The sequence below is a fragment of the Plantactinospora solaniradicis genome (assembly GCF_042658085.1).
GTDB classification, from domain to species: Bacteria; Actinomycetota; Actinomycetes; order Mycobacteriales; family Micromonosporaceae; genus Plantactinospora; species Plantactinospora solaniradicis.
In genome coordinates this window covers 314,563-338,833 of the sequence record NZ_JBHSPR010000017.1, presented here as the reverse complement: position 1 = coordinate 338,833, position 24,271 = coordinate 314,563, and the positions used below count along the sequence as shown (strand labels likewise).

28 protein-coding genes and 1 riboswitch are annotated in these 24,271 nt (G+C 71.1%); of the genes, 14 read left to right on the top strand and 14 right to left on the bottom strand.

The annotated features are described in order from the left end of the window. Positions 1-104: 104 nt before the first annotated feature. Positions 105-743, top strand: a complete 639-nt coding sequence (locus ACFP2T_RS21255) for an NADPH-dependent F420 reductase (RefSeq protein WP_377424382.1) — start codon at positions 105-107, stop codon at positions 741-743. A gap of 47 nt (positions 744-790) precedes the next feature. Here ACFP2T_RS21255 and ACFP2T_RS21250 read toward each other — a convergent pair whose 3' ends face one another. Continuing rightward, the gene (locus ACFP2T_RS21250) at positions 791-1,525 is read right to left on the bottom strand and encodes a phosphatase PAP2 family protein (protein WP_377424381.1); all 735 of its coding nucleotides are present in this window, start codon (positions 1,523-1,525) and stop codon (positions 791-793) included. 29 nt (positions 1,526-1,554) lie between these two features. Next, the gene (locus ACFP2T_RS21245; RefSeq protein WP_377424379.1) at positions 1,555-2,403 is read right to left on the bottom strand and encodes a phosphatase PAP2 family protein; all 849 of its coding nucleotides are present in this window, start codon (positions 2,401-2,403) and stop codon (positions 1,555-1,557) included. 196 nt (positions 2,404-2,599) lie between these two features. Beyond that, a riboswitch (cobalamin riboswitch) is annotated at positions 2,600-2,690 on the top strand. A gap of 108 nt (positions 2,691-2,798) precedes the next feature. On the opposite strand from ACFP2T_RS21245, the gene ACFP2T_RS21240 reads away from it, so the two are divergent. From ACFP2T_RS21240 to ACFP2T_RS21230, 3 genes are all read left to right on the top strand, one after another. Then, positions 2,799-3,734 (top strand): ABC transporter substrate-binding protein, encoded by a 936-nt coding sequence (locus ACFP2T_RS21240; protein ID WP_377424378.1) that lies wholly within the window; start codon positions 2,799-2,801, stop codon positions 3,732-3,734. Between the two features lie 104 nt (positions 3,735-3,838). Beyond that, positions 3,839-4,873, top strand: coding sequence for a FecCD family ABC transporter permease (locus ACFP2T_RS21235; RefSeq protein ID WP_377424532.1), 1,035 nt, complete (start codon positions 3,839-3,841; stop codon positions 4,871-4,873). 46 nt (positions 4,874-4,919) lie between these two features. After that, positions 4,920-5,720, top strand: a complete 801-nt coding sequence (locus tag ACFP2T_RS21230; RefSeq protein WP_377424530.1) for an ABC transporter ATP-binding protein — start codon at positions 4,920-4,922, stop codon at positions 5,718-5,720. 18 nt (positions 5,721-5,738) lie between these two features. Here ACFP2T_RS21230 and ACFP2T_RS21225 read toward each other — a convergent pair whose 3' ends face one another. Continuing rightward, on the bottom strand, positions 5,739-6,350 hold the full coding sequence (locus ACFP2T_RS21225; protein WP_377424376.1) for a dihydrofolate reductase family protein: 612 nt from the start codon (positions 6,348-6,350) through the stop codon (positions 5,739-5,741). Between the two features lie 154 nt (positions 6,351-6,504). Between ACFP2T_RS21225 and ACFP2T_RS21220 the strand changes: the two genes are divergently transcribed. Beyond that, complete coding sequence (locus tag ACFP2T_RS21220) at positions 6,505-6,930, top strand: hypothetical protein (RefSeq protein ID WP_377424375.1); 426 nt, start codon at positions 6,505-6,507, stop codon at positions 6,928-6,930. 132 nt (positions 6,931-7,062) lie between these two features. Here the strand turns inward: ACFP2T_RS21220 and ACFP2T_RS21215 are convergent, their stop codons facing one another. From ACFP2T_RS21215 to ACFP2T_RS21195, 5 genes are all read right to left on the bottom strand, one after another. Beyond that, entirely contained in the window at positions 7,063-7,800 is a 738-nt protein-coding gene (locus tag ACFP2T_RS21215) for an ABC transporter permease (RefSeq protein ID WP_377424373.1), read from the bottom strand. A 14-nt stretch (positions 7,801-7,814) separates the two neighbouring features. After that, positions 7,815-8,792, bottom strand: a complete 978-nt coding sequence (locus ACFP2T_RS21210; protein WP_377424371.1) for an ABC transporter ATP-binding protein — start codon at positions 8,790-8,792, stop codon at positions 7,815-7,817. Beyond that, entirely contained in the window at positions 8,789-9,127 is a 339-nt protein-coding gene (locus ACFP2T_RS21205) for a winged helix-turn-helix domain-containing protein (protein WP_377424369.1), read from the bottom strand. Before ACFP2T_RS21205 ends, ACFP2T_RS21210 begins: the two co-directional genes overlap by 4 nt. Continuing rightward, on the bottom strand, positions 9,124-9,822 hold the full coding sequence (locus ACFP2T_RS21200) for a transporter (RefSeq protein WP_377424367.1): 699 nt from the start codon (positions 9,820-9,822) through the stop codon (positions 9,124-9,126). Before ACFP2T_RS21200 ends, ACFP2T_RS21205 begins: the two co-directional genes overlap by 4 nt. A gap of 111 nt (positions 9,823-9,933) precedes the next feature. Further along, positions 9,934-12,018, bottom strand: a complete 2,085-nt coding sequence (locus ACFP2T_RS21195; RefSeq protein ID WP_377424365.1) for a HelD family protein — start codon at positions 12,016-12,018, stop codon at positions 9,934-9,936. Between the two features lie 269 nt (positions 12,019-12,287). Between ACFP2T_RS21195 and ACFP2T_RS21190 the strand changes: the two genes are divergently transcribed. From ACFP2T_RS21190 to ACFP2T_RS21180, 3 genes are all read left to right on the top strand, one after another. Continuing rightward, complete coding sequence (locus ACFP2T_RS21190) at positions 12,288-12,893, top strand: ArsR/SmtB family transcription factor (protein WP_377424363.1); 606 nt, start codon at positions 12,288-12,290, stop codon at positions 12,891-12,893. 45 nt (positions 12,894-12,938) lie between these two features. Next, positions 12,939-14,336: an MFS transporter gene (locus ACFP2T_RS21185; protein WP_377424361.1), complete on the top strand. Its 1,398-nt coding sequence runs from the start codon at positions 12,939-12,941 to the stop codon at positions 14,334-14,336. Between the two features lie 74 nt (positions 14,337-14,410). Further along, positions 14,411-15,259, top strand: coding sequence for a menaquinone biosynthetic enzyme MqnA/MqnD family protein (locus tag ACFP2T_RS21180; RefSeq protein ID WP_377424528.1), 849 nt, complete (start codon positions 14,411-14,413; stop codon positions 15,257-15,259). Positions 15,260-15,331: 72 nt separating this feature from the next. Here ACFP2T_RS21180 and ACFP2T_RS21175 read toward each other — a convergent pair whose 3' ends face one another. After that, positions 15,332-16,282, bottom strand: coding sequence for a serine hydrolase (locus ACFP2T_RS21175; protein ID WP_377424360.1), 951 nt, complete (start codon positions 16,280-16,282; stop codon positions 15,332-15,334). Then, positions 16,279-17,235: a hypothetical protein gene (locus ACFP2T_RS21170; protein ID WP_377424358.1), complete on the bottom strand. Its 957-nt coding sequence runs from the start codon at positions 17,233-17,235 to the stop codon at positions 16,279-16,281. The genes ACFP2T_RS21175 and ACFP2T_RS21170 overlap by 4 nt, the downstream gene beginning before the upstream one ends. A 398-nt stretch (positions 17,236-17,633) precedes the next feature. On the opposite strand from ACFP2T_RS21170, the gene paaA reads away from it, so the two are divergent. From paaA to ACFP2T_RS21140, 6 genes are all read left to right on the top strand, one after another. Beyond that, positions 17,634-18,713 carry a 1,2-phenylacetyl-CoA epoxidase subunit PaaA gene (gene paaA, locus ACFP2T_RS21165; protein WP_377424356.1) on the top strand — a complete coding sequence of 360 codons (1,080 nt, stop codon included), beginning with the start codon at positions 17,634-17,636 and terminating at the stop codon, positions 18,711-18,713. A 25-nt stretch (positions 18,714-18,738) separates the two neighbouring features. Next, positions 18,739-19,035, top strand: a complete 297-nt coding sequence (paaB, locus tag ACFP2T_RS21160) for a 1,2-phenylacetyl-CoA epoxidase subunit PaaB (protein ID WP_377424354.1) — start codon at positions 18,739-18,741, stop codon at positions 19,033-19,035. Then, positions 19,032-19,778: a 1,2-phenylacetyl-CoA epoxidase subunit PaaC gene (paaC, locus tag ACFP2T_RS21155; RefSeq protein ID WP_377424352.1), complete on the top strand. Its 747-nt coding sequence runs from the start codon at positions 19,032-19,034 to the stop codon at positions 19,776-19,778. Before paaB ends, paaC begins: the two co-directional genes overlap by 4 nt. Beyond that, on the top strand, positions 19,775-20,263 hold the full coding sequence (paaD, locus tag ACFP2T_RS21150) for a 1,2-phenylacetyl-CoA epoxidase subunit PaaD (RefSeq protein WP_377424351.1): 489 nt from the start codon (positions 19,775-19,777) through the stop codon (positions 20,261-20,263). Before paaC ends, paaD begins: the two co-directional genes overlap by 4 nt. Then, entirely contained in the window at positions 20,260-21,384 is a 1,125-nt protein-coding gene (gene paaE, locus ACFP2T_RS21145) for a 1,2-phenylacetyl-CoA epoxidase subunit PaaE (protein ID WP_377424350.1), read from the top strand. Before paaD ends, paaE begins: the two co-directional genes overlap by 4 nt. Positions 21,385-21,908: 524 nt before the next feature. Beyond that, positions 21,909-22,184 carry a hypothetical protein gene (locus tag ACFP2T_RS21140; protein ID WP_377424349.1) on the top strand — a complete coding sequence of 92 codons (276 nt, stop codon included), beginning with the start codon at positions 21,909-21,911 and terminating at the stop codon, positions 22,182-22,184. A gap of 297 nt (positions 22,185-22,481) precedes the next feature. On the opposite strand, the gene ACFP2T_RS21135 is transcribed toward ACFP2T_RS21140, so the two are convergent. The 4 genes from ACFP2T_RS21135 to ACFP2T_RS21120 form a co-directional block, all read right to left on the bottom strand. After that, entirely contained in the window at positions 22,482-23,093 is a 612-nt protein-coding gene (locus ACFP2T_RS21135; RefSeq protein WP_377424347.1) for a GNAT family N-acetyltransferase, read from the bottom strand. A 38-nt stretch (positions 23,094-23,131) separates the two neighbouring features. Then, complete coding sequence (locus tag ACFP2T_RS21130) at positions 23,132-23,275, bottom strand: hypothetical protein (RefSeq protein ID WP_377424346.1); 144 nt, start codon at positions 23,273-23,275, stop codon at positions 23,132-23,134. 215 nt (positions 23,276-23,490) lie between these two features. Continuing rightward, on the bottom strand, positions 23,491-23,700 hold the full coding sequence (locus tag ACFP2T_RS21125; RefSeq protein WP_377424345.1) for a type II toxin-antitoxin system HicB family antitoxin: 210 nt from the start codon (positions 23,698-23,700) through the stop codon (positions 23,491-23,493). Positions 23,701-23,750: 50 nt separating this feature from the next. Then, entirely contained in the window at positions 23,751-24,269 is a 519-nt protein-coding gene (locus ACFP2T_RS21120; RefSeq protein WP_377424344.1) for a tetratricopeptide repeat protein, read from the bottom strand. Positions 24,270-24,271: the final 2 nt, after the last annotated feature.

Here is a 24,271-nt window from a genome sequence, read left to right as displayed (position 1 = left end):
CTGCCCGAGGTATCACGCACCGTTCGGTGTGCATCGACCCGCATATCGTCGCCGCACAGCGGTCGGCACCGAGCCGCCGTGGTGTGCGGGACGGAGCAGCGCGGATGAAGATCGGCATTCTCGGGACCGGTGGTATGGCGGCGGCGCTCGGCGGGGCATGGACCGCGGCCGGGCATGACGTGGTGATCGGCGGACGGAGTCGGGAACGGGCGCAGCGGACCGCCGAACTCGTCAGCGCCGCTGGGCATGGAAGTCTCGCGGCTGCGGCACGCCACGGCGACGTCACCCTCCTGGCGGTCCCGGCGGCAGACGCGTCGCAACTGGTCGGCTCGCTCGCCGGGGACCTCGCCGGACGTACGGTCATCGACTGCACCAACGCCGTCGTGCCGACCGACGAGGGTTTGATGCTCGCCACCGGTGGTGCCACGTCCGTGGCCCGGCAACTGGCGGCCGCAGCGCCCGACGCGTACGTGGTCAAGGCGTTCAACCTCTGTCACGTCAGCACCTGGACCCTGCGTCCGTCGACCTTCGAGAACGTACCGCTGGCGGTGCCCTACTGCGCCGACCACTCGGCAGCGGCCGCGGCGACGGAGACGTTGATCAGCTCGATCGGCTGCACCCCGGCGCCGTGCGGCGGGCTGGCGCGGGCGGCATACCTCGAGGCGACGGCGGCGCTCGCGATCGGGCTGTGGTGGGCCGGCGGGCAGCCACGCGCCGCATTCCCGGCTTCGGCGCAGGTGTGAATCCTGTCCCCGGGCCCGGTCGGGTGGCGGGACGGCCAGGGGCGGGTTCAGGCGGCGGAGGTGCTGGGCTGGCGCCGGCTGACCACCCGTTTGCCCGGTACGTGCCCGCGTCCCCAGCGGACCGTTCGGTCCAGGACGCCGCGCGCCATGATGACCAGGCAGGTTCCGGCGTTGACGAACGATCCGACGACGTCGCTGGGATGGTGCATGCCGCGGTACATCCGGGTCAGCGCGACGCCGATCGGCACCGCGACCAGCAACGACCACCAGGCCACCTTGACCGGGGTACGCCGGGCCCGGGTCGCCAGCACGAGGGCCAGACCGCAGTAGAGGGCGACGGACGCCGAGGTGTGGCCGGAGGGGAAGCTCGACGTCGGCGGTGAGGTGTCCATGTGCTCCACTGCGGGCCTCGTCCGGTCGATCGCCATCGTGGTGAGCAGGAAGACCAGGGCCTGGGCGCTCACCGCCCCGACGAGGAACATCGGCTCCCGCCACCGGCAACCGGAGAGCGCGAGGACGATCGCCACCAGTGCGGTGACCGCGACGACCGCCGACGTGCTCGCGATGGTGCTGAAGACCAGCGAGACGGCGTTCAGGGTGCCGTCCCGCTCCGCCTCGAACCGCCGGTTGACCGCGTCCTCGGCGGTGAGCGGCCAGACGTCGTTCAGCACCTTCGTGACCAGCAGTCCCAGGCCCACCATGACCCCGTAGAGGACGGCCGTCGGCAGCACGAGCCGGACGACGGCCTGCCGGAGCACGGTGGGAATCTCAGCAACGGACATCGCCCCTTGCTACCCGATGCCGCCTCCGGCTACGCCTGCGGGTGGGCTGCGGGCTCGGGCCGCGACCCGCCCTCCTCCTCGACGATGCTCTCCTCGTCAACGATTCCCTCGGTCACCGGCGAGGTCGGGCGGCGGCCCACGTGCCCGCGCCAAGTGGCGAACGCCGCCGTCGTGGCCGCCACCATGGCGGCCCCGAGCACCCAGCCGCCCAGGACGTCGCTCAACCAGTGCACGCCGAGCGCGATCCGGCTCAACCCGGTCAGCACGGTCAGCACCACGGCGGTCGTCCACAGCCCGCACCGCGCCGCGCGCCGCCGCCGGGCGTCGCCGGCCCAGTCGGCGAAGGGCAGCAGAGCCAACAGGAGTACGCCGGCCGCCAACGCCGCCGTCAACGCGTGGCCCGACGGGAAGGAGTAGCCCGGCGCGTGTGACACCGGATCCAGCAACTCGGGCCGGTTCCGGCCGAAGATCAGTTTCAGGGTGGCGCCCAGCACTCCGCCGGCCACCATCGTGGTGACCGCCCAGAGCGCCACCCGACGGGCGCCCCGCCACCACAGCCAGGCCGCCACCGCCAGGACCGCCACCCGTAACGGCCCCGGGCCGAAGGCGTCGGTCCAGATCTGTGTCGCCGACACCCAGCCCGGGTTCGCCACCGCATATTGGTGCAGCGTCTCCGCGATGCCCTGGTCGAGGCTCCGCAGCGGCCACCAGGCCGAGATGACGAGGATGGCGAGCACCGAGAACGGGACCAGGACGAGCAACGCGGCGGCGGAGGCCAGCGTCAGCCGCAGCCCCAACGACCGGTCAGGGTCGAGGCGTCTCTCCCACCATCCTCGGGTTCCCCGGTCTTCGTCCGTGCCTGGCTGTGCCGCTCGCATGGATCCCCGTTACCCGGCAATCCCGACAACGATGCGCAGCACGGTGTCCTAGGCGGCGATTTGATCGCTTCGACGGGTGGGGGCGGCGGTGGTCACCCGGCTTGTGATCAGCGGGAACGTCCAGCGGATGGTGCGATGCCACTGACGGGTGACGACGCGGGTGCGCTACGGTTTCCCCCGACCACCCCGCAGCGAAGCCGGTGCGAGACCGGCGCTGTCCCGCAACTGTGATGCCTCCCACACCCCTCGCTGCTCCGGCGCGGGCAGCCGGCGGAGGATGAGCCAGGTCGCCTGCGGCACGGTCGCGGAAAGCGCCTTCGAGGAAGGGCGCCCCGTGGGCGGGGGCACCAGCACCTGTCGGCGGAGCTCCAGACCTCTCCCCGACAGGAGGACCGATGAGAAGACGTACGCCCAGGTTGTTGACCGTGGTGCTGACCACGGCCGCGCTCGCCCTCGGTGCCTGTGCCAACGACTCCGCCCCGGAGCCGGGTACGGACGCCAGCGGCGCCGCCGCCACCTTCCCGGTCACGGTGGGCGCGCTCACCCTGGACAAGCGCCCCGAGAAGATCGTCGTACTGGGGCCGAGCGCCACCGAGATGCTCTTCGCGATCGGGGCCGGCGACCAGGTCGCCGCCGTCGACGACAACTCGAACTTCCCGACCGACGTGCCGAAGACCGAGCTCTCCGCGTTCACCCCGAACGCCGAGGCGATCGCCGCGAAGAACCCCGATCTGGTAGTGCTGACCAACGACCTGAACAAGATCGTGGACCAGCTCACCCAGTTGAAGATCCCGCACTACCTGGCACCCGCCGCGAAGACGCTGGACGACACGTACCAGCAGATCAGCGACCTCGGCGCGCTCACCGGCCATCCGGACGCGGCGACCGACCTGGTCCAGCGGATGAAGGACGACATCGACAAGCTCGTCAAGGACCTGCCGCAACGGTCGACGAAGCCGACCTACTTCTACGAACTCGGCCCGGAGTACTACAGCGCGACCAGCAAGACGTTCGTCGGATCGCTGTTCGACATGGTGGGCCTTTCGAACATCGCCGACCCGGCCGACGCCGACGGCACGAAGGGCGGCTACCCGCAACTGGCCGAGGAAGCTCTGATCAAGGCCAACCCGGACCTGGTCTTCCTGGCCGACACCAAGTGCTGCCAGCAGTCCGCCGAGACGGTAAAGGCCCGCAAGGGCTGGGCCGGGGTGACGGCGGTGAAGAACAACCAGATCGTCGCGCTCGACGACGACATCGCCTCGCGCTGGGGCCCCCGGGTGGTCGAACTGCTCCGGGCGATCGTCGACGCGGTGGCCAAGGTCCCCGCTTGAGCACAGCGGGCACCCCGGGTGCCACGGGCACGCCGGTACGTTCCGGGGAGCCGGCCGCGTCCGGCCGGCCGACCCCGCACGGCCGGCCGGTCCGACCCGCCGGTCTGCGTCGGCGCTGGCTGGTTGCCGGGTTCGCCGCCGTGCTGGTCAGCGCGATCGCCGGGATCGCGTTCGGCCCGGTCAGCCTGCCGCCGGGCAGCGTCGCGATCGAACTGCTGAATCTCGTACCCGGGGTGCACCTGCACAGCGGACTCAACGAGCGCGAGGTGGCGATCATCACCGAGCTGCGGCTGCCCCGGGTGGTGCTCGGGCTGCTCGTCGGCGGGATGCTGGCCCTGGCCGGCGGCTGTTACCAGGGCGTCTTCCGTAACCCGTTGGCCGATCCGCACCTGCTCGGGGTGGCCGCCGGAGCCGGCCTGGCGGTGACCGCCGTGATCGTGGCGCGCGGAGTGAGCGGCGCGGACGTCACCGTCGGACTTCCGGTCACCGTCCCACTGGCCGCCTTCGTCGGCGCGCTCGGCGCGGTGCTGCTGACGTACCTGCTCGGCGCGGCCGGTGGCCGGGACCGTTCCCCGGCCACCCTGATCCTGGCCGGGGTGGCGGTCTCCGCGTTCCTCGCCGCCGGGCAGACCTACCTGCTGCAACGCGACGCGGAGAGCATCCAGGAGGTCTACTCGTGGATGCTCGGCCGGCTGGCCACCGCCGGCTGGCACGATGTGCTGCTGATGCTGCCGTACACGGTGGTCACCGCCGTCGTGGTGCTGATGCACCGCCGCGAACTCGACGTGCTCGCGCTCGGCGACGACGAGGCCAGCAGCCTCGGCCTGCATCCGCAGCGCTCCCGGTTGCTTCTGCTCGCCGCCGCCTCGCTCGGCACCGCCGCCGCGGTGTCGGTATCCGGGCTGATCGGCTTCGTCGGGATCATCGTCCCGCACACCGTACGGATGCTGGCCGGGTCCAGTTACCGGGCCGTGCTGCCGCTCTCGGTGCTGTTCGGCGGCGCCTTCCTGACCCTGACCGACCTGGCCGCCCGTACGGCGGCGGCGCCGTCCGAGATTCCGATCGGCGTGGTCACCGCGCTGCTCGGCGGGCCGTTCTTCGCGCTGGTGCTGCGGACCACGAAGCGGGTGTCGGAGTGACCGGGCGGGTGTCGCGGTGACCGGGCGGGCCGACGCAGCCGCCGAGGTGACCGGCCGGACCGACGTCGCGGTCGAGGTGACCGGGCTCGGTGTCACCCTCGGCGGGGCGCGCATCCTGAGCGGTGTCGACGTCTCGGTCGCCGCCGGCGAGTGGGTGACGGTGATCGGACCCAACGGTGCCGGTAAGTCGACCCTGCTCCGCGCGGTCGGTGGACTGCTGCCGGCCAGCACCGGGACGATCTCCCTCTTCGGTACGCCGATCACCCGGCTCCGGCGCCGGGACCGGGCCCGGGTCGTGGCGACGGTGGCCCAGTCCCCGGTCGTACCGGCCGGAATGGCGGTGCTCGACTACGTACTGCTCGGCCGGACCCCGTACATTCCGCCGCTGGGCCGGGAGTCGGCGGCCGACCTGGCGGTCGCGTATGACGTACTCGACCGGCTGGACCTGACCGGCTTCGCCGCGCGGGCCCTGTCGACGCTCTCCGGCGGCGAGCGGCAGCGGGTCTTCCTGGCCCGGGCGCTCGCCCAGGGCGCCTCGCTGCTGCTGCTCGACGAGCCGACGAGCGCGCTGGACATCGGGCACCAGCAGGAGGTGCTGGAACTCGTCGACCAGTTGCGCGCCGACCACGGGCTGACGGTGCTGGCCACCATGCACGACCTCTCGGTCGCCGGGGAGTACGCCGACCGGATGGTGCTGATGGCCGCCGGCGAGGTGGTCGCCGACGGGCCGCCCCGCGCGGTACTGACCGACGAACTGCTCGCCGTGCACTACCGGGCCCGGGTCCGGGTGATCGACGGTGAACACGGCCCACTCGTCGTCCCGGTCCGGGCCCGCCGTAGCGGCTAGCGGTCTGCCGGATCCCGGTCAGTCTTGCCCGAACGTTCCGAAGGCGATTCCGCCGGCCGGCTCGTACGTGCAGATCACGGCTCCATTGGTGGAGACTTTGCTGTCGACGAGCTTCAGCCCGGCGGGGACGGTGCCCTCCGAGAACAGGCGCTTGCCCGATCCGAGGACGACGGGGAAGACCAGCAGGCGGAACTGGTCGACGAGGTTGTGTCGTAGCAGCGTCTGGATCAGGTTCGCGCTGCCGTGCACCTGCAACTCCGGCCCGTCCTCCTGCTTGAGGGCGGCGATGCCGTCGGCCACGTCTCCCTCGATCAGGACCGACCTGCTCCAGTTCAGGGTGGGACGACCACGCGACGCGACGTACTTGGTGGCGTCGTTGAGCGGCTTGGCGCCCTCCTCCTCCGAGGCGTGCGGCCAGTACGAGGCGAAGATGTCGTACGTCCTGCGGCCGAGAACGAGATCGAACGGTTTGCCGATGGTCTGCTCCATGGCCTGGGACACCTGCTCGTCCCAGTAGTTCACCATCCAGCCGCCGTGTGCGAAGCCGTTGTCGTCGTCCTCGCCGGGCCCGCCCGGGCCCTGCATGACGCCGTCGAGGGTCACGAAAGCGGTCACGATCAGCTTCCTCATCGTTCTTGTCCTTCCAGTCAGCTTGCCTCGATCGGCGCGATCTCGGACATGCCAGGAAGCCTGTCACCGAAAACTAGACCTGTCAAGACAAGAAAAGCTGTCGGCTGCGATTGACGGCGAGGACCGGGTCGGGTGCCGTGAGGGGGTGGCGAGGGTGCCAGGATCCGGGGAGGTCGGCACGGTCGGCGGTGGGGGCGGCGACGAGACCGACCAGGAGGTCTCCCACACCATCCTCTACCAGATGTCCCACTCCGGGGGTGCGGGGTTCAAGGTGCAGATCACCTACACCGACTCGACCGGCCAGGATGTGCCGGCCGAGTCCATCTCCGGGATCTGGTCGCAGGAAATCACGGTCCAGTACCCGGAGGTCCCGATCGTGGCGATTGCCGGCAACGCCGTTCCGGACGCCGCCGCGCAGCCTCCCCTCGGCAGTCAACTGCCGAGGGTGCAGTGCATCCTCTGGGTCGACGGCGCGATCGTCGACCAGCAAGCGTCGCTCCGGCCGACCTGTGAGGCCAGGTTGTCCGCCTCGGTGGCACCGCCCCGGTCCGGCTCGCCATCCGGACCGCCGTCGAAGTAGGGCGAGGTAGGGGCCGTTCCGGGGGTCCCGGAATGCGTGCTGGGCGCCGCGACTCGATGTCGCGGGGGCCCAGCACGGGGATTCGTCCCTTTCGGACGAACTATCGCCGTCCCTTTCGGACTGTCGGCACCGTCAGCTGAAGCGCCGGCCCTCGTCGCGCCGGTACGCCCATCCGGCGATCGCGGCCAGCACCACGGTCCAGACGCCGAGCATGATCAGCGAGAGCGGGTTGACCGGGAAGTCGCCGACCGCCGCCCACATCAGTTCCGCCGCGCCCCGGGTCGGCAGGTAGGGGGCGATGTTCTCGATGAACCCGGGCGACTGGTCGGGCGGAAAGAGCAGGCCGCCACCGAAGGCCAGCGGGAAGAAGACAATCTGGGCGACCACGATCGCGGCCTTGCTCGGCAGGGAGTACCCGATGGCGAGCCCCATCAGGGTGAACGGCACGGCGACGATGATGATCGTGCCGAGCGCGGCCAGGGCCGCCGGACCACTGATCCGGGCCTCGGTCGCCACCGCGGCGATGACCACCACCGGGATCAGCGACAACATGGTCAGCGCCAGGCCGGCGAGGATCCGGCCGGCGAACCGGGGAGCGGCTCCGGCGGGCAGCGTCCGCAGGTACGGATCCCAGGGTTGGGCCCGATCCTCGGCCACCCCGATCCCGTACTGGAAGATGTTGGTGCTCATCACCGCGAAGGTGACCATCGAGGCGGTGGCGTAGGTGGCCACGATCCGGTCGTTCCCGCTGAACGGTACGACGAAGAACAGCATCGACGCGGCCGGGAAGAAGGCGCTGCCGACCAGCGCGATCGGGATCCGGAACGTTTCCAGCAACTGGTATCTGGCATGTACGAGGGACAGTCGCACGACCGGATTCTCCTTCAGACGTCTGCGGGTTGGGCGGGGCGGGCGTCGGTCTCCACGGCGTCGGTCTCCACGGCGTCGGACCGCGCGTCGGAGCCCACGGCGATGGGCGTCTCCACGGCCTCGGGGCCGGCGTCGTCGGTGATGGCCAGGAAGGCGTCCTCCAGGGAGGTGGGCCTGATCTCCAGCCCGGAGAACGCGACCCCTCTGCCCACCAGGTCACGGACGAGTTGGTCCGCGTCGGTGGTCAACAGGTGGGTGACGCCGTCGATCTGCTCGACGCCGCGTACGCCGGGCAGTGGCGGCAGTTCCGGGGCCACCAGGCTGACCCGGCGTACGCCGACCAGGTCCCGGATCGCGGTGACGCTGTCGTCGGCCAGCACCCGGCCCCGACCGAGAACCACCACCCGATGGGCGAGCGCCTCGATCTCCTCCAGGTAGTGGCTGCTGAGCAGCACGGTGCCGCCGTCGGCGTGGAACTGGCGGATGCCGTCCCACAACTCGCGGCGGGCGGTCACGTCCAGCCCGGTGGTCGGCTCGTCGAGGAAGACGAGGCGGGGGCGGCCGACGAACGCCAGCGCGACGGCCAGCCGGCGCTTCTGCCCGCCGGACAGCCCGCCGGTCTGCCGCCGGGCGAGGTCGTCGATGCCGAACCGGCCGAGCAGCTCCGCCCGGGGCACCGGATCGGAGTAGTGCGCGGACACGTAGTCGACCACCTCACCGACCCGGAGCGTGGGCGGCAGGCCGGTCTCCTGCGGCGTCATCCCGATCTGCCGCCGGGACGCCGGGTCGCGGGGGTCGCCGCCCAGCAGTTCGACCCGGCCGGAGCTGGTCCGGCGCAGCCCCACCAGCAGGCTCAACAGGGTGCTCTTGCCGGCTCCGTTGGGGCCGAGCAGGCCGACGAGTTCACCGGCGTACAGGTCGAGGTCGACCCGGTCGAGGGCGGTGACGTCGCCGTACCGGCGGGTGGCCTGGACGGCTCGGGCGAGGATCATGGGGTCTCCTCCGGTTGCGCGGGATCGAGCGTCTGGGGCGTATCGAGCAGGGCGCGGACCGCCAGGGTGTATTCCTCGAAGGCGAACCGGCCGCGCCGGGTGAGTGCGACCAGAGTGGTCGGGGTACGGCCCTGGTGGGTCTTGATGATCTCGACGTATCCGGCCTCTTCGAGCTTGCGAAGGTGCACCGAGAGATTGCCGGCGGTCATCTGGAGGACGTCCTGGAGCCGGGGGAAGGTGATCTGGTCGCCGTCCCGGAGCGTGGCGAGAGTGGCCATCACCCGCAGCCGGGCCTGGGCGTGGATCACCGGGTCCAGTTCGCGGGGCGTGCTCACCGGTTGCTCCGGGAAGTCTGGGTGAGCTTGACGCCCCGGGTGCGGTCGCGGAGCAGGAACACGACGCCGGCCACCAGCATCCCGCCGCCGCCGGCGACCGAGATCACCAGTGCGTGCCAGCCCGGCCCGGCGATCACCCCGACGATGTTGATCACGCTGATCCAGACGCCCAGCCGGAACAGGTTGCGGTCGAGCCAGATCGCGCCACCGGCCATGTGCAGGGCGCCGGTGAGCCCCACCGAGACGCCGGCCCAGAGCAGTCCGGCGAGGTCTTCCGGCAGGTGGTCGGAGACCGGGCCGAGGACCGTCATGACGCCGGCGAAGCCCAGGCCCCAGGCCAGGCCGTACCACTGGCCGCGCCGTCTGGAGTCGCCCGCCACCTGCCCGTACGTCCGGGCGCCCGTGACGCCGGAGATGATGCCCGCAGCGATCAGCAGGGTGAAGAGCGTGGCCAGCGGCAGCCAGAGGGGCATTTCGACGAACATCCGGCCGTTCGGCCCCGAGAACAGGAAGAGCAGGCCGAAGCCGATCAGCCAGGCCAGGCCCCAGGGCCAGTAGTACCAGAGCAGGTTGGGACTGAGCTTGCGGGCCGCCTCGGCCTGCTGCTCCGCGATCAGCCGGAGCGCGGCGGCCGGATCGGCCGGCGGCAACTCGTCGTGGTCGTGGACAGATTCATTGTCAAAGCTCCTGGTCACGTAAATGACTTTACAACACAAACTCCACGACTGCATCAAGTAGTTTGACGGATCCCGTTTCGCCGCCAGCCAGCCCTGGCGGCACTGACCTCTTACAGTGGTGCGGGCTTCTTACAGTGGTGCGGGCAACGGCTCGGTGTGCAGCACGGCGAGCCGGGAGACGGCCCGGGTGAGCACCACGTAGAGCCGGTGCAGGCCGCGCGGTTCGGCCGCCACGATCCGGGCCGGTTCCACCACGATCACGTGGTCGTACTCCAGGCCCTTGACCAGGCTGGCCGGGACGACCGTGACCCGCGCGGCGGTCTCGACCTCGTCGGCGGTCGCGGCCCTGATCCCAGCGCCGGCCAGCGCCGCGCGCAGCCCGTCGACCCCGGCGTCGGCAGCGATCACCGCGATCGAGCCGTCGTGGTCGAGCGCCGCCCGTACCTCGGTCACCGTCGCGTCCGACAGGTCGGTCACGGTGCGGATGTCGAGCGCGCCGTCGCGGCGCAGCGACTCGGCCGGCGGTACGTCCACGGCGAGCGCCGGCAGCAGCCGGTTCGCGAACGCGACCACTGCGGCCGGTACCCGGAAACCGATGGTCAGCGGCACCACCGAGGCGTCCGGCTTGCCGAGGTGCCGCAGGGACTCCCGCCAGTTGGTGGCGGCCCACGGTGCGGTGCCCTGGGCCAGGTCGCCGAGCAGGGTGATCGAGCCGTGCTCGCTGCGGCGGGCGATGGCCCGGCACTGCATCGCGGAGAGGTCCTGTGCCTCGTCCACCACCACGTGCCCGAAGCTGGGCAGCCGCTCGATCAACCCGGCCGCCTCGTCGACCAGTACGGCATCGGCGGCGCTCCACTTCGCCGCCTTTGCCGTACGGGGCGGTTTCGGCCAGGTCAGCAGCGCCTGCTCTGCCTCGGTGAGCAGATCGGCGGCGGCGCCCGCCAGCGCGTCCGGATCGGCGAGCAGCCGATGCACCAGCCCGTCCGGGGTGACCGCCGGCCAGCACCGGTCGAGGAACTCGGTGACCGGCTTCGACCGGCCCATCCGGCGCAGCCACACCTCGCCGGGTGACTCGGCCCGGCGTGCCTCGGCCTGCCGTTGCAGCAGGCTGACCACCCGGGCCCGGACCCGCTCCCGACCGGTGCCGTACGGCAGCCCTTCCCGGCGGGCCTCCTCGACCACCCGGCGCAGTGCCTCCGTACTCACCCGCCACCGGAACGAACCGTCGGAGACCGTGATCGGCTCCTCCGGGTCGTGGATCAGGCCGGCCAGGGCGCGGCGCAGCACCTCGGCCATCCGCGCGTCGTGCTTGACGACGGCGGCAGCCGGCTGATCGGTGCCCCGGATCGGCAGGGCGCCGGACCGGGTGGTGCCGTCCGACCGGTACGGCGAGGTCACCAGGTCCTCCACGGTCGCCTGGGTCACCTCGACCTCGCCCAGCGCCGGGAGCACCGCCGAGATGTACGACAGGAACGCCCGGTTCGGTCCGACGACCAGTACCCCGGACCGGCGCAGCCGTTCCCGGTGCAGGTAGAGAAGGTAGGCGGCCCGGTGCAGCCCGACCGCCGTCTTACCGGTACCCGGAGCGCCCTGCACGCAGATCGAGTCCGCCAGGTCGGCACGGACGAGTTCGTCCTGCTCCGGCTGGATGGTGGCGACGATGTCCCGCATCGGCCCGACCCGGGGCCGTTCGATCTCGGCGGTGAGGATCCGGCTCCTGGTGCCGTACTCCTCGCCCCGGTCGAGGTGTTCGTCCTCGAAGCTGGTGAGCTGGCCGGCGCCGAAGCCGAACCGCCGTCGGGTGCTCACCCCCTGGGGGTCGCGGACGCTGGCCCGGTAGAAGGAGCGGGAGAGCGGCGCCCGCCAGTCCAGCACCATCGGCTCGCCGACCGAGTCGGTGACGTGGCGCCGCCCGATGTGGTGACTGGCGTCGGCGAAGTCGAGCCGGCCGAAGAAGAGTGGGGTGTTCGGGTCGTCGGCCAGCTCGGCGACCCGGCGGGACAGCGTACGGCCGAGGGTCTCGGCGGCGTAGGCGTCCCCGGCGACGTCCTGGCCGGTGCGAAAGAGTGCCTCGGCGTGCTCCCGCATCCGTCGTAGGGCGGTCCGGGAGGCGTCCAGGTGGGCCCGCTCGGCGGCGAGTTCCTTGTCGAGGTCGTCGGGGGCGTGTGCGGCGGCGGGGTGTTCGATGGGTGAGTCGAAGGCAGGCAGGGTCATCCGACGGACCTCTCGGTGCGCGATTATCGGCTCGGTTGACCTGGGCCGCCCGGCGCTCCGTCAGCGCGGTACCGGCAGTGCCCGGTGGTGGAAGGGCGTGCGGTTGGCACGCGAGCGTTCGATCGTACGCCTGGCAGGCTCGCGCGGCGAGGCATTTGACGCGGCCGAGGTCGGGGACGCAATCATGGGCGCATGACCGAGCGCAGCGAGGCCATCGTCTGGCCCAGTCTGCCAAGTCATGGCGCCGACGAGCGCAGCGAGGAGACGACATGGCCGAGCAGCGAGGAGGCGACGTGACCGAGCAGCCGGTCGAGCAGCGTCCGATGATGATCAGCGATCCGCAGGTGATGCGGGCGCTGGCGCATCCGGCCCGGCTGGGGATCATGGAGCATCTGACCTCCACCGGGGCGGCGGTGACCGCCACGGAGTGCGCCGAGATCGTCGGATTGTCGCCCAGTGCCGTCAGCTACCACCTGCGGGAGTTGGCGAAGTTCGGTCTGGTCGAGCAGGCGCCGAGCCGAGGGGACGCCCGCGAGCGGCTGTGGCGCACCTCCGTGGGTTCCTGGGGGGTCGAGGCCGGGCAGGACGCGTCGCCGGAGGCACGGGACGCCGAGGCGACGCTGATCGAGGTGTACGCCGCCCGCGATCTCCAACGGGTCCGGGACTGGGTTCGGCGGTCCCGGGACGAGCCGAAGGAGTGGTACGACGCCGCCACGATCAGCGGGCCGGTGCTGATGCTGACAGCGGAGGAACTGACCGCGTTGAACGAGGCGGTGCGGGAGCTGACGAAGCCGTACCGGCGGCGTGACCGTGTCGATCCGCCGGAGGGGGCTCGGCCGGTGATGATCCATTACGCGGCGCTGCCATTGGAGTGACGGGCCGGGGTTGTGCCGGAAGATGTGAAGGATTACTTTCGAAGTATGTCCTTCACATCTTCCGGCCGGGCTGCGTCCGTCGCCGGAGAGCTGCCGGCCTCCCGATGGCGGGACGTCTACCTGGCCGCGGGCGCCCGCGCCGCATCGAGTTGCGGGGACTTCCTCGCCGCGACCGCGCTGGCGCTCGCCCTCCAGTCCGCCGGGGCAGGCGGCCTCGCGGTCTCCGGAGTGATGCTGGCCGCCGCCGTCCCGCTGGTGCTCCTCGCACCGTTGACCGGACGGTTGGCCGACCGGGTGGACAGCCGGAGGCTGCTCGTCGCGGCCGGCGTGGGACAGGCGGCGGTCTGCGTCGCGCTGGCCTACGCCGAGCGGGCCGAAGTGATCATGGCGCTCGTCGCGCTGCTCTCCTGCGGCCTGGCGGTGACCCAGCCGACCCTTGCCGCACTGCTGCCCGAGATGGTGCGCCGGGTCGACCTGCCCAGGGCAAGCGCGATCAACCAGACCGCCGGCTCGGTCGGCATGCTGGTCGCGCCGGCACTCGCCGGGCTGCTGGTCGGCAACTTCGGCACCCGGCTCCCGCTGCTGCTCGACGCGGTCAGCTACCTCGCGTTGGTCGCGGCGGGACTGCTGCTGCGTACCCGGCGGGGTGGTCGACGCCGCGCGCCCGGCACCGCGACGTCGGTCGTCGGCGACACGTCGGCGGTGGTCGGTGGCCGCGATCCGGCCGGTCCGGCGTCTCCCGCGGTCGTCGGTGGCCTCGGCCCGTCGGTCGGGACCTGGCGGTTACGGCGTGATCCGCTGCTCTGGACGATGGTCCTCGCGATCGCCGCGACGGTGGCCGGGGTCGGTGCGGTGAACGTGATCGAGGTGTTCTACATCCGCGAGACCCTGCACGCCTCGACGACCGTCTTCGGCCTGGTCAGCGGCGCCTGGACGGCCGGCATGCTGCTCGGCGCCTGGCTGCTGGCCCCCACGGCGCGGCGGGCCCGCGACGACGGCGCCCTGGTGCTCTGGGTGCTGGCCATGCTCGGCCTGGCCTGCCTGCTCGTCGGGCTCGGCGCGACCGTGCCGGACGCCGGCTGGCTGGTCCTGCTCTGGCTGGTCGGGGGCCTCGCCAACGGCGGACTGAACGTCTTCAGCAACCTGGTGATGGCGGGCCGGGTGCCGCCGGAGCAGCGGGGTCGGGCCTTCGCCGCCCAGGGCGCCGCGATCCAGGGCGCCGGGATGTTCGGCTACCTGATCGGTGGCGTACTGCTGGCGGGGTTCGCGCCCCGCCCGCTGGTCGCCGCCGCCGGCCTGGCGGGGCTGGCCGTGGTCGCGGCGGTGACCCCGGTCGTGTTGCGGGCCGCGCGGTCCGAGCGAGGCCGGACGATGCGGGATTGGCCACTTCCCGACGGGGCAGCGCAGCGGCCGACCGAGCCGACGGTTACCGTCGGATCATGACCGAGCGGAGCGAGGGCATCAGTCAGCTCAGTCGGGTAAGTCATGGCGAGGACGAGCGCCAGCGAGGAGACGACATGACCGAGCTACGGCGACCCCGAGTAGGCCATATCCAGTTCCTGAACTGCCTGCCGATCTACTGGGGCCTGATGCGCTCCGGTGCGCTCATCGACGTCGACCTGCACAAGGACTCGCCCGAACGGCTGAGCGCGGCCCTGGTCGGCGGCGATCTCGACATCGGGCCGATCTCACTGGTGGAGTACCTCAAGCACGCCGACGAGCTGCTGCTCCTCTCCGACCTCGCGGTCGGCAGCGACGGGCCGGTGCTGTCGGTCAACGTGGTCTCCACCCGGCCGCTGGCCGAACTGGACGGCGCCAAGGTCGCCCTCGGCTCCACCTCCCGGACCGGCGTGCTGCTCGCCCGGATGCTGCTCGCCGACCGGTACGGCGTGGATCCCGAGTACTTCAGCTGCCCGCCCGACCTGACCACGATGCTGCTGGAGGCTGAGGCCGGGGTGCTGATCGGCGACGTGGCGCTCCGGGCCCTCTACGAGGCGCCGGGCCGTGGGCTGTCGGTCACCGATCTCGGTCAGGCGTGGCGGGAGTGGACGGGCCTGCCGATGGTCTTCGCCGTCTGGGCGGTACGCCGGGACTTCGCCGCCGAACATCCGGGGCTGGTCAAGGACGTGCACGAGGCGTTCCTGCGCTCCCGGGACCTCTGCCTGGCCGAACTCGACGAGGCTGCCGAGGCGGCCGCCCGCTGGGAGCCGTTCGACGCCGCCACCCTGGCGTCGTACTTCCGGGCACTCGACTTCTCGCTCGGCGAGCGGCAGGTGGCGGGTCTGCGGGAGTTCGCCCGCCGGGCCGTCACGCTGGACGGCCTTCCGCCGCTGCCGGCCGACGGCCCCGCCTTCTTCGCCGGCTGACCTCGGGCTTCCCGCCTCCTTCGCCGGCTGGCCGTCCGGCCCACGACCCGATCCGGTGGCTACCGGGTCGGGTCAGTCCGTACGGAGCTGCCGGGCGACGTCCTCGCAGATCTTCGCCCCGTAGGTGTAGCCGAGGTTGATCGCGTAACGGGTCTCCACCGCCATCGTCCAGCCGTCGCCGATGGCCAGGCAGTTGACCGTGTACTTCTGCTCCCGGGTCCGGTCCACCCAGCCGTTCTTGACCGCGATGGTCTTCTGCTCGGCGGCGGGGAACGCCTTGCGGATGCCGAAGTTGCCGACGCCGCGTACCGCGCGCATCTCGCCGAGCAGGTACTTGGTCCACTTCGGGCCGGCGGCGCGACCGTCGGCGATGCACGCACCCATCCGGGCGGTGTCCCGGGCCGAGAGGGCGGTACGGCTCCAGCCGCCGTCGGCGGCCGGGCTGCTGTCGGTCAGGTCGCAGATGCTGATCAGTCGCTTGATCGAGGCGGTGCCGCCGTTGACCTCGTAGAGGGTCTGTGCGGCGGTGTTGTCGCTGTCCCGGATCATGATCGAGACCTGGTTCATCCGGGTGTCGCTCGGGGTGTCACCCTTCTCGGCCGCCCGGCGCAGGAAGTCCGCTCCGATCCACGCCTTGATCATCGAGGCGGTCGGGTTGGTCTCGTCCATGTTGGCCGAGCCGGAGATCTTGCCGGTCCGGGTGTCCATCAGCGCCCAGTTCCACCAACCGTCTTTGTCGATCTTCACGTTCGCCGGTGCCACCGGCAGCGCCGGCAGGGTGGGGCTCGGGGTCGGAGTGGGGGTCGGCTTCTTCGTCGGCCCACCGGTCGCGGACGGTCCCGTCGTACCGGACGACTCGCCCCACTTGGCGGCGGCCGTGCTGGCGAACGGCGAGCCCGGCATCAGCCGGAGTCCGACCAGTACCAGCACCAGGAGTACGCCGGAGATGAACGTCAGCCGGAGCACGGTGGACCGGTTGGATCTGGCCGCTGCCCTCGCCCGCCGTTCGTCGGAGCCCATCATGCCGCCTTGGTGCTGAGCGGCTTGGGAACCTTGAGCGCGGCTCCGGGCTGTGGGGCGACGAGTTGGCTGGCCACGTTCGCGCAGACGTTGGCGCCGTAGCCGAGACCCTTTCCACCCGAGTAGCGCATCATCACGGAGAGCACCCAGTCGTCGCTGACGGCCAGGCAGTTGAGGTGCCACTTCCCGTCAGCGTTGATCAGTGTCCAGCCGTTCTTGATGCTGACCGGACCCTGCGCCAGCACGCCCTTCGGCAGGCCGTCGATGATCCCCCACTTGCCGCCGCCCTGCCTCGGCTGCTGGTCCTTGACCGAGCCACGCACCTTGGACATCTCCGTGAGCACCCATTCCGTCCACTTTGGCCCGGCTGCGGTGCCGTCCTTGACGCACTCTCCCATCCGTACCGCGTCCCGAGGGGACATTTTGGTATAACTCCACCAGATGGAGTTTTCTCCGGGCGGAATGACCTTGGCGGTCTCGGTGAGCTTGCACATCTTGATCAATCGGTCGAGCGAGCTGGTCCCGCCGGCCGCCTTGTAGAGGGCGTTCGTGGAGTCGTCGTTGCTGTCCCGGATCGACGTGCTGGCCATCTTCAGGTAGCTGGCCGACGGCTTCTTGCTGCCGAGCTGGCGCAGGTAGTCGGAGACGATCCAGACCTTGATCATCGACTCGGTCGAGTTGGTCGAGGTCATGTTCTGTGCGCCCGAGATCTTTCCGCTCTCCCGGTCCAGCAGCGCCCAGGAGAAGAAGCCGTCGACGCCGCTGATCTTCACCGGGGCGGGGGCCAGGGTCGGCGGGGGTGGTGCGGAGGGTTCGATCCCGGCCGGCGTCGGAGTGGCCGAGGGTGAGTCGCCACCGGCGGACCCGTTCAGCCGGGCGTACGCGGCGGGCACGAGCAGGACGCCGCCAAGCACGACTGCCGTGATGGCGAGCACCAGAGTCACGCGGGAACGCATGAAGACGGGGCTCCAAGAGTGAGGGCCGGGAGGCCGCTGTGGGTACAGGGCACTGTGCGTCTTGCTGTGGGTCGTCGTCAGCGCGGTCCCCGCCAGCCCCACACCGGCGGCGTGTCCGCGACCGAACTGCCGGGGGAGGCGGCAGGACGGAACGGGGAAAGTTTACGTGCCTGAGCCCGATCCGCCAGATGGTGCAGCCGTGGCGTTCGAGATCGGCGACCAGAAATATGCTGATAAGTGGTGGTAGATCCCGAATATTGGGGTCGGTGTGACCAGGGTCATTCACCCACCAGTACGGACATTTGGTCCACCCGCACTGAGCAGTCGGGTGTCGGCTCTGGGCCGCATTTCTATTACACATCTTGGTTACCGGCTAGTTGGGCTGTAACACTTGGTCCGTGTACGGACATGACTTTCCCGGCCCGGATGACGGACCCGCCGACGGCCTGCTCGATCAGGTCGAGGCGGCGGAGGCGGCGCTGCGGGCCGCCGCCGATCGTGGTCGTCCCGGCGTCGCGGACGGCCCGGCCGTCGACACCGACCCGCAGCACTACTTCACCGCCCTCATCGAGGCCGACCAGAAGATCGAGCCACGGGACTGGATGCCGGACGCCTACCGGAAGACCCTGATCCGGCAGATCGCCCAGCACGCCCACTCCGAGATCATCGGGATGCAGCCGGAAGGGAACTGGATCAGTCGGGCCCCTTCGCTGAAGCGCAAGGCGATCCTGCTCGCCAAGGTGCAGGACGAGGCCGGCCACGGGCTCTACCTGTACGCCGCCGCGGAGACCCTCGGGGTGACCCGGGACGAACTGGTCGAGCTGCTGCTGACCGGTCGGCAGAAGTACAGCTCGATCTTCAACTACCCGACCCTCGGCTGGGCCGACGTCGGCGCCATCGGATGGCTGGTGGACGGCGCGGCGATCGTCAACCAGGTGCCACTGTGCCGTTGCTCGTACGGGCCGTACGCCCGCGCGATGATCCGGGTCTGCAAGGAGGAGTCCTTCCACCAGCGGCAGGGCTACGAGATCCTGCACACGCTCGCCTCCGGCACCCCCGCCCAGCGGGCGATGGCCCAGGACGCGGTGGACCGCTGGTGGTACCCGTCGCTGGCGATGTTCGGCCCACCGGACACCGACTCCACGCACTCCCAGCAGTCCATGGCCTGGAAGATCAAGCGGTTCTCCAACGACGACCTGCGACAGCGGTTCGTCGACATGTGCGTCCAGCAGGCCGGCGTACTCGGTCTCCGACTGCCCGACCCCGCCCTGCGCTGGGACGAGCAGCGGCAGGCGTACGACTACACCCAGCCGGACTACGCCGAGCTGATGCGGGTGATCTCCGGCGACGGGCCGTGCAACCGGCAGCGGATCGACCATCGCCGCCGGGCACACGCCGACGGGAGCTGGGTCCGGGAGGCCGCCGCCGCGTACACGGCCAAGCGGGAGCAGGCCGGGCGGACGGCGGTGGCGGCATGAGCGAGCAGCACAACGAGGGGGCGGCATGAGCGCGGTGGAACGGAACGGCTGGCCGCTCTGGGAGGTCTTCGTCCGGCCGAGGCGCGGGTTGTCGCACAACCACGTCGGCAGCCTGCACGCGCCCGACGCCGAGTTGGCGCTCCGCAACGCCCGGGACGTCTACACCCGCCGGCAGGAGGGCGTGTCGATCTGGGTCGTCCCGGCACAGACGATCACCGCGTCCAGCCCGGACGAGAAGGACGCCTTCTTCGAGCCGGCCGCGGACAAGGTCTACCGGCATCCGACGTTCTACGAGGTACCGGAGGGGGCGGCGCACCTGTGAGCCCCACCGACGTACCCACCCAGACGCGGCTGGACCACCTGCTCGGGCTCGCCGACGACGCACTGGTCGCCGCGCAGCGCCTCGGCGAGTGGGTGGCCGCCGCGCCGGAACTGGAGGAGGACGTCGCGCTGGCCAACATCGCCCTGGACCAGCTCGGCGCCGCCCGACTGCTGCTGACGTACGCCGGGGAACTGGAGGGGGCGGGCCGGGACGAGGACGCGCTGGCGTACCTGCGCGACGACCGGGAGTTCCGCAACGCCCTGCTGGTCGAGCTGCCGAACGGCGACTTCGCGGTCACCATGGCCAAACTGCTCTTCCTGTCGGCGTACCAGCTCCCGCTCTACACCGCGCTGAGCGGATGCGCCGACGCGCGGCTCGCCGCGATCGCCGGCAAGACCCGCAAGGAGGTCGCGTACCACCTCGACCACGCCAGCCTCTGGACGGTACGCCTCGGCGACGGCACCGAGGAGTCGCACCGGCGGATGCAGGCGGCCGTGGACGAGATCTGGCCGTACACCCACGAGCTGTTCACCCCCGACCCGTCCGCGCCGGTCGACCCGGCCGGGCTGCGCGATGCCTTCCTGGCCAGTGTGGAGCCGGTGTTGGCGACGGCGACGCTGGACCGCCCGGCCGACGGCTGGGCCCCGGCCGGCGGTCGGACCGGTGTGCACACCGAGCACCTGTCCTACCTGCTCGCCGAGATGCAGGTGCTGCACCGGGCCCATCCCGGAGCCCGTTGGTGAACGCGTCCAGCGATCCGACCTGGCGGGCCGCCGCGTCGGTGGTCGACCCCGAGCTGCGGGTGCTGACGATCGAGGAACTCGGCGTGCTGCGGGAGGTGGTGACGGAGCCGGACAGTGGTCGGGTCACCGTCACCATCACCCCGACCTACACCGGCTGCCCGGCGATGGACGTGATCCGGGCCGACATCCGGGCCGCGCTGGCCGCCGCCGGACATCCCGAGGCCGAGGTCGTCACCGTGTACGCCCCGGCCTGGAGCACCGACTGGATCTCCGGAACCGGTCGGGCCAAACTGGCCGCCGCCGGCATCGCCCCGCCGGGTCCCGCCGGGACCGCCGGGCCGGTGCCGCTGACCCTGAGCGTCCGCTGCCCACTCTGCGGCGCCGCCGACACCGAACAGGTCAGCCGGTTCGGCTCGACCGCCTGCAAGTCGCTGTGGCGGTGCCGGGCCTGCCGTGAACCCTTCGATCACCTGAGGGCGTTTTGAGCGTAACGATCAACCGGCCGGTCCGTCGCCGCCCGGTCTTCCATCCGTTGTCGGTCCGGGCGGTCGACCGGCTGACCGACGACGCGGTCGCGGTCACCTTCGAGGTGCCGGCCGAGCTGCGGGCCGCCTTCGCGTTCCGGGCCGGGCAGCATCTCACCGTGCGCCGGTTCACCGACAGCGGCGTACCGGAGACCGGACCGACCGAGGTGCGGCGGTCGTACTCGATCTGCTCGACCCCGGCCGAGCTGGCCGGGACCGGGCGGCTGCGGATCGGGGTGCGGGAGGTGCCCGGGGGCGCGTTCTCCAGCTTCGCGGTCGGCGCGCTGCGGGCCGGGGACACGGTGGACGTACTGCCGCCGCTGGGACAGTTCAGCACGGCGTTCGCGCCGGACCGGGTCCGGCACTACACCGCCGTCGTCGCGGGGTCGGGCATCACCCCGGTGCTGTCGCTGGTCGCGACCGCGCTCGCCGTCGAGCCGGCCAGCACCGTGACCCTGGTGTACGGCAACCGGTACGCCCGGACGGTGATGTTCGTGGAGGAGTTGGCCGACCTGAAGGACCGGTACCGGGAGCGGCTGCACCTGGTGCACGTGCTGTCCCGGGAGCCGGGCGAGTCGCCGCTGCTCTCCGGCCGGATCGACGCCGAGCGGCTCGGCCGGCTGTTCGACACCATCGTGCCGGCCGAGCAGGTCGACGAGTGGTTCCTCTGCGGCCCGTACGGCCTGGTGCTCGACGCGCGGGCGGCGCTGGCCGCCCGGGGCGTGCCGACGGAGGCCGTACACGCCGAACTGTTCCATGTGGACGCCCCGCCCGCGCCGCCGGTCCGGCCCAGCGCGACGGCGACCGGCAGCGAGGTGACCATCCTGCTCGACGGCCGTGCGTCGAGTTTCCGGATGGGCCGCGACGAACGGGTGCTGGACGCCGCACTGAAGGTGCGCGGCGAGCTGCCGTACGCCTGCAAGGGCGGGGTCTGCTCGACCTGTCGGGCGCGGGTCGTCTCCGGCGAGGTGACGATGGCCCGCAACTACGCCCTGGAGCCCGACGAGGTGGCCGCCGGATACGTGCTGACCTGCCAGTCCAGCCCGATTACCGACACCGTGGTGGTCGACTACGACGGTTGAGTGGGCGCTGCGGTGTCATCGGGGCCCGACACACGTCGAGTTGCCCCGCTGTGCGCTCGCCATCCGTCAGCCGGTTGCTGGTGGCCGAGGTGCAATCCACAGAATGGGGCGGCTTCCTACAGGGACAGCACATTGACCGGTACACCGGTGTAACGCGTGGCGTCCGGAGTGAGGATCGGCAGCCCGGTCGAGAGAGCATGATTCGCGGCGTGTACAGCGGGCCAGGAGAGTTCTGGGTGATTGACTCGAAGCGTGTCGAGATGATCGGTCCGGGTGAGGCCGGAGCGGTGCTCGACCGGGTCATCGCTCGCCGCACGCTGCCAGTCCAGCCCCGATCACCGAAACCGTCGTAGTCGACTACGACGCCTGAGCCGCCTTCGTTTCGATGAAGGCGGACATAGATCACCATCGACGGATTGGCGGGCTTGCGCGGATGGCGGCAAGCTTCGGTGCGTCACGGACTATAGATCGAAAATTGACTATCTTCGGGTGCAGTCAAAGCGCGCTCACTCTGTGGAGGTCCCATGCGTAGAGTCCGGACGATTGTGGCGCTCGCCAGCGCCAGCGGTGCACTGCTGGTCGGCCTCGGTGCCCCGGCGCAGGCTGCGGCGCCGGCCGCCCGCCCGGCGGCGGTCGCCGGTCCCGATAACTACCACTTCGGGACCTACTACACCTTGGAGGCGTGCCGCTACTTCGGCGACAGCCTCGTCGCCGGTGGAGCGTGGCGCTACTACAGCTGCCACTACGAGTGGCGGACCGGTGAGCCGCAGGGCTACTACTACTTGTACATGTACAACTGACGCTCCCTGACGGCGTGGTCGGACGGGACGGGTCGGCGCAAGCTGGCGATGCCGAGGCTCACGACGGCCGCCGGCCCGTCCGTCCGACAGCGGAGTCCACGGCGGAGGACGGAGTGTTGGCGGCCGGGGTTCGCCACGCTGCTCGATGCTGGCCGTGCTCTGCTGGCGGGCGTCCCGATGTCGTCTCCGGGTGTCGGGCCGTTCTTCGGCACGTGGTTCCCCGAGCGGCGGCTGACCACCGTGGTATCCCGTCCTCCGGACGGTGCCGCACCGGCGATCCACGAGGTCTGCGAGGCCCTACTCGCCGGCCGTGACCGCTACGGGGTCGGCGGGTAGCAGCACCGAGAGCACCCGGGTGTGCGTCCGGAAACCGGCGTTGTCGTACATCCGGCGGGCCGGGTTGCCGTCCACCACCGACAGTCCGAGGGTCGGTAGCCCGGCCTCGCGGGTGCCGCGCAGGGCGTGCGTCAGCAGGGCTCGGCCGAGTCCGATCCCCTGGGCGTGCGGCGCCACCGCGATGTTCAGGATCCAGCCGCAGACGTCGTCGGTCCACGGCACCGGGCCGGCGCACAGCACATGTCCGGCGCTGCGCCGGTCCGGGCCCACCACCCGGGCCGAGGCGGACCGCAGGGGCGGGACCGGATCGTCGGCGTCGAACATCGCCCGGATCTGCCAGGTGTGGCCGGACTGCCACCGCCCGTCCGGATGGTCCGGACCATACGCCGCGTCGCACGCCCGCGCGAGGTCGTCGTCCCAGCCCGGTGCGGCCAGCGTCCAGCCGGCGGGCAGTACCGGCGGCGCCGGCAGTTCGGCCAGGTCGTGCCGCAGTTCCGTGGCGGCCCGGCGGTGTTCGAGTCCGCCCGCCACCAGGGCGTCGGCCAGCCCCTCGTCCCGCTTGTCCAGGCGCATCCCGGCGAAATCTCGCCGGGCCTGCGCGGCAACGGCGGTCAGGGCGGCCCCGGCAGCGGCTGTACGTCGGCGGCGACGCATTGGCCGTCGTCGTCGTACATGCGCAACCGGGCGAGCGTGGTGCCGTCGTTGGCGTCCAGCAGCGAGTCGAGGGGATTCTCGGGGTGTGGGCGTACGGGCATCGGTGCACCGTAGTCGGGCCCGACCGATCGCCTCGACCGAATTCGCCCCGACCCTGCGGAACGGGTGCTGGCCGCCGCCCGTGCGGCTCAGGCTGTCGATGTTGTGGTGATCGACTACGACGGGTTGGGGTGCCTCGATAACAACGGGGCCCTCCGGCGTCCCGTGAGGGATAGCCGGAGGGCCCTTCTCGCTGTCCGGGGTGCTTTTGATGCCGCTATGCGGCCACCAGGCGCGTGCGGATGTGGACATCGCGCAGCTCAGGGGGCGGCACGAACTCGAGATCCGTGGCCGTTACCTCGTGGGTGGCGTCGGAGAGGTAGAAGCCGATGGCTTCGGCAAGGGCATCGCGCAACTCGTCGATGTCTCGACCGGAGGCGTGCAGACCAGGTAGGGCTACGACGAGCCGGCCGCGGTCTGTGGACAACTCGGGTGGCTGTGGATAACGCCCTGATCAAGGATCGGTGTGCTAGGCCCCTAGCCCTGGTCGTCCTCAACGACCCGGGGGCGCAGCCGATCCGGTTTGGCGTGCACCTGCGTAGAGGTCAGCTGCTGTGCCAGCTGATCCAGGCCGCCCTTGATCAGCTGCCCGTACTCGTCGTCGCCGAGCGCGCCGATCCCCGCCTGTGCACGCTGGAGGTACTCGCGGGCGCGGTCGAGATCGCCGAGCTTGCGGTAGCACTCCGCCAGGTTGAGGTGCAACGACGGATACAGGCCGGCCACCGACATCGGCACCCCGGCCTGGGCGACCCGGTCGTCGGTGAGCAGGTCGGCCGCCGCCAGGGCTCGCTGGTCCCAGAGCAACTCCTGGTGGACGTCGTCCTGCACATCGGCCATCGCGTGCGCGAGGACGCAGACGTGCAGGGGGTCGCCTCGCTCCCCGCCGATCTCATCCCAGATCTGCGCGAACAAGTCGCGGGCAGCCTCAGGCTGGCCCTGATGATGATGCAGCTGCACGCCTTCGTTGATGCGGGTGAGCGCGGCATCGGTGATCATCG

Coding starts and splice junctions, on each gene's coding strand:
- ACFP2T_RS21130 (WP_377424346.1), bottom strand. CDS start 23,275: ATGCCCGTACGCCCACACCCCGAGAATCCCCTCGACTCGCTGCTGGAC.
- ACFP2T_RS21210 (WP_377424371.1), bottom strand. CDS start 8,792: ATGATCCTCGCCCGAGCCGTCCAGGCCACCCGCCGGTACGGCGACGTC.
- ACFP2T_RS21190 (WP_377424363.1), top strand. CDS start 12,288: ATGGCCGAGCAGCGAGGAGGCGACGTGACCGAGCAGCCGGTCGAGCAG.
- ACFP2T_RS21240 (WP_377424378.1), top strand. CDS start 2,799: ATGAGAAGACGTACGCCCAGGTTGTTGACCGTGGTGCTGACCACGGCC.
- ACFP2T_RS21170 (WP_377424358.1), bottom strand. CDS start 17,235: ATGCGTTCCCGCGTGACTCTGGTGCTCGCCATCACGGCAGTCGTGCTT.
- ACFP2T_RS21195 (WP_377424365.1), bottom strand. CDS start 12,018: ATGACCCTGCCTGCCTTCGACTCACCCATCGAACACCCCGCCGCCGCA.
- ACFP2T_RS21180 (WP_377424528.1), top strand. CDS start 14,411: ATGACCGAGCTACGGCGACCCCGAGTAGGCCATATCCAGTTCCTGAAC.
- ACFP2T_RS21140 (WP_377424349.1), top strand. CDS start 21,909: ATGCGTAGAGTCCGGACGATTGTGGCGCTCGCCAGCGCCAGCGGTGCA.
- ACFP2T_RS21120 (WP_377424344.1), bottom strand. CDS start 24,269: ATGATCACCGATGCCGCGCTCACCCGCATCAACGAAGGCGTGCAGCTG.
- ACFP2T_RS21245 (WP_377424379.1), bottom strand. CDS start 2,403: ATGCGAGCGGCACAGCCAGGCACGGACGAAGACCGGGGAACCCGAGGA.
- paaB (WP_377424354.1), top strand. CDS start 18,739: ATGAGCGCGGTGGAACGGAACGGCTGGCCGCTCTGGGAGGTCTTCGTC.
- ACFP2T_RS21135 (WP_377424347.1), bottom strand. CDS start 23,093: ATGCGCCTGGACAAGCGGGACGAGGGGCTGGCCGACGCCCTGGTGGCG.
- ACFP2T_RS21225 (WP_377424376.1), bottom strand. CDS start 6,350: ATGAGGAAGCTGATCGTGACCGCTTTCGTGACCCTCGACGGCGTCATG.
- ACFP2T_RS21175 (WP_377424360.1), bottom strand. CDS start 16,282: ATGATGGGCTCCGACGAACGGCGGGCGAGGGCAGCGGCCAGATCCAAC.
- ACFP2T_RS21185 (WP_377424361.1), top strand. CDS start 12,939: ATGTCCTTCACATCTTCCGGCCGGGCTGCGTCCGTCGCCGGAGAGCTG.
- ACFP2T_RS21250 (WP_377424381.1), bottom strand. CDS start 1,525: ATGTCCGTTGCTGAGATTCCCACCGTGCTCCGGCAGGCCGTCGTCCGG.
- ACFP2T_RS21255 (WP_377424382.1), top strand. CDS start 105: ATGAAGATCGGCATTCTCGGGACCGGTGGTATGGCGGCGGCGCTCGGC.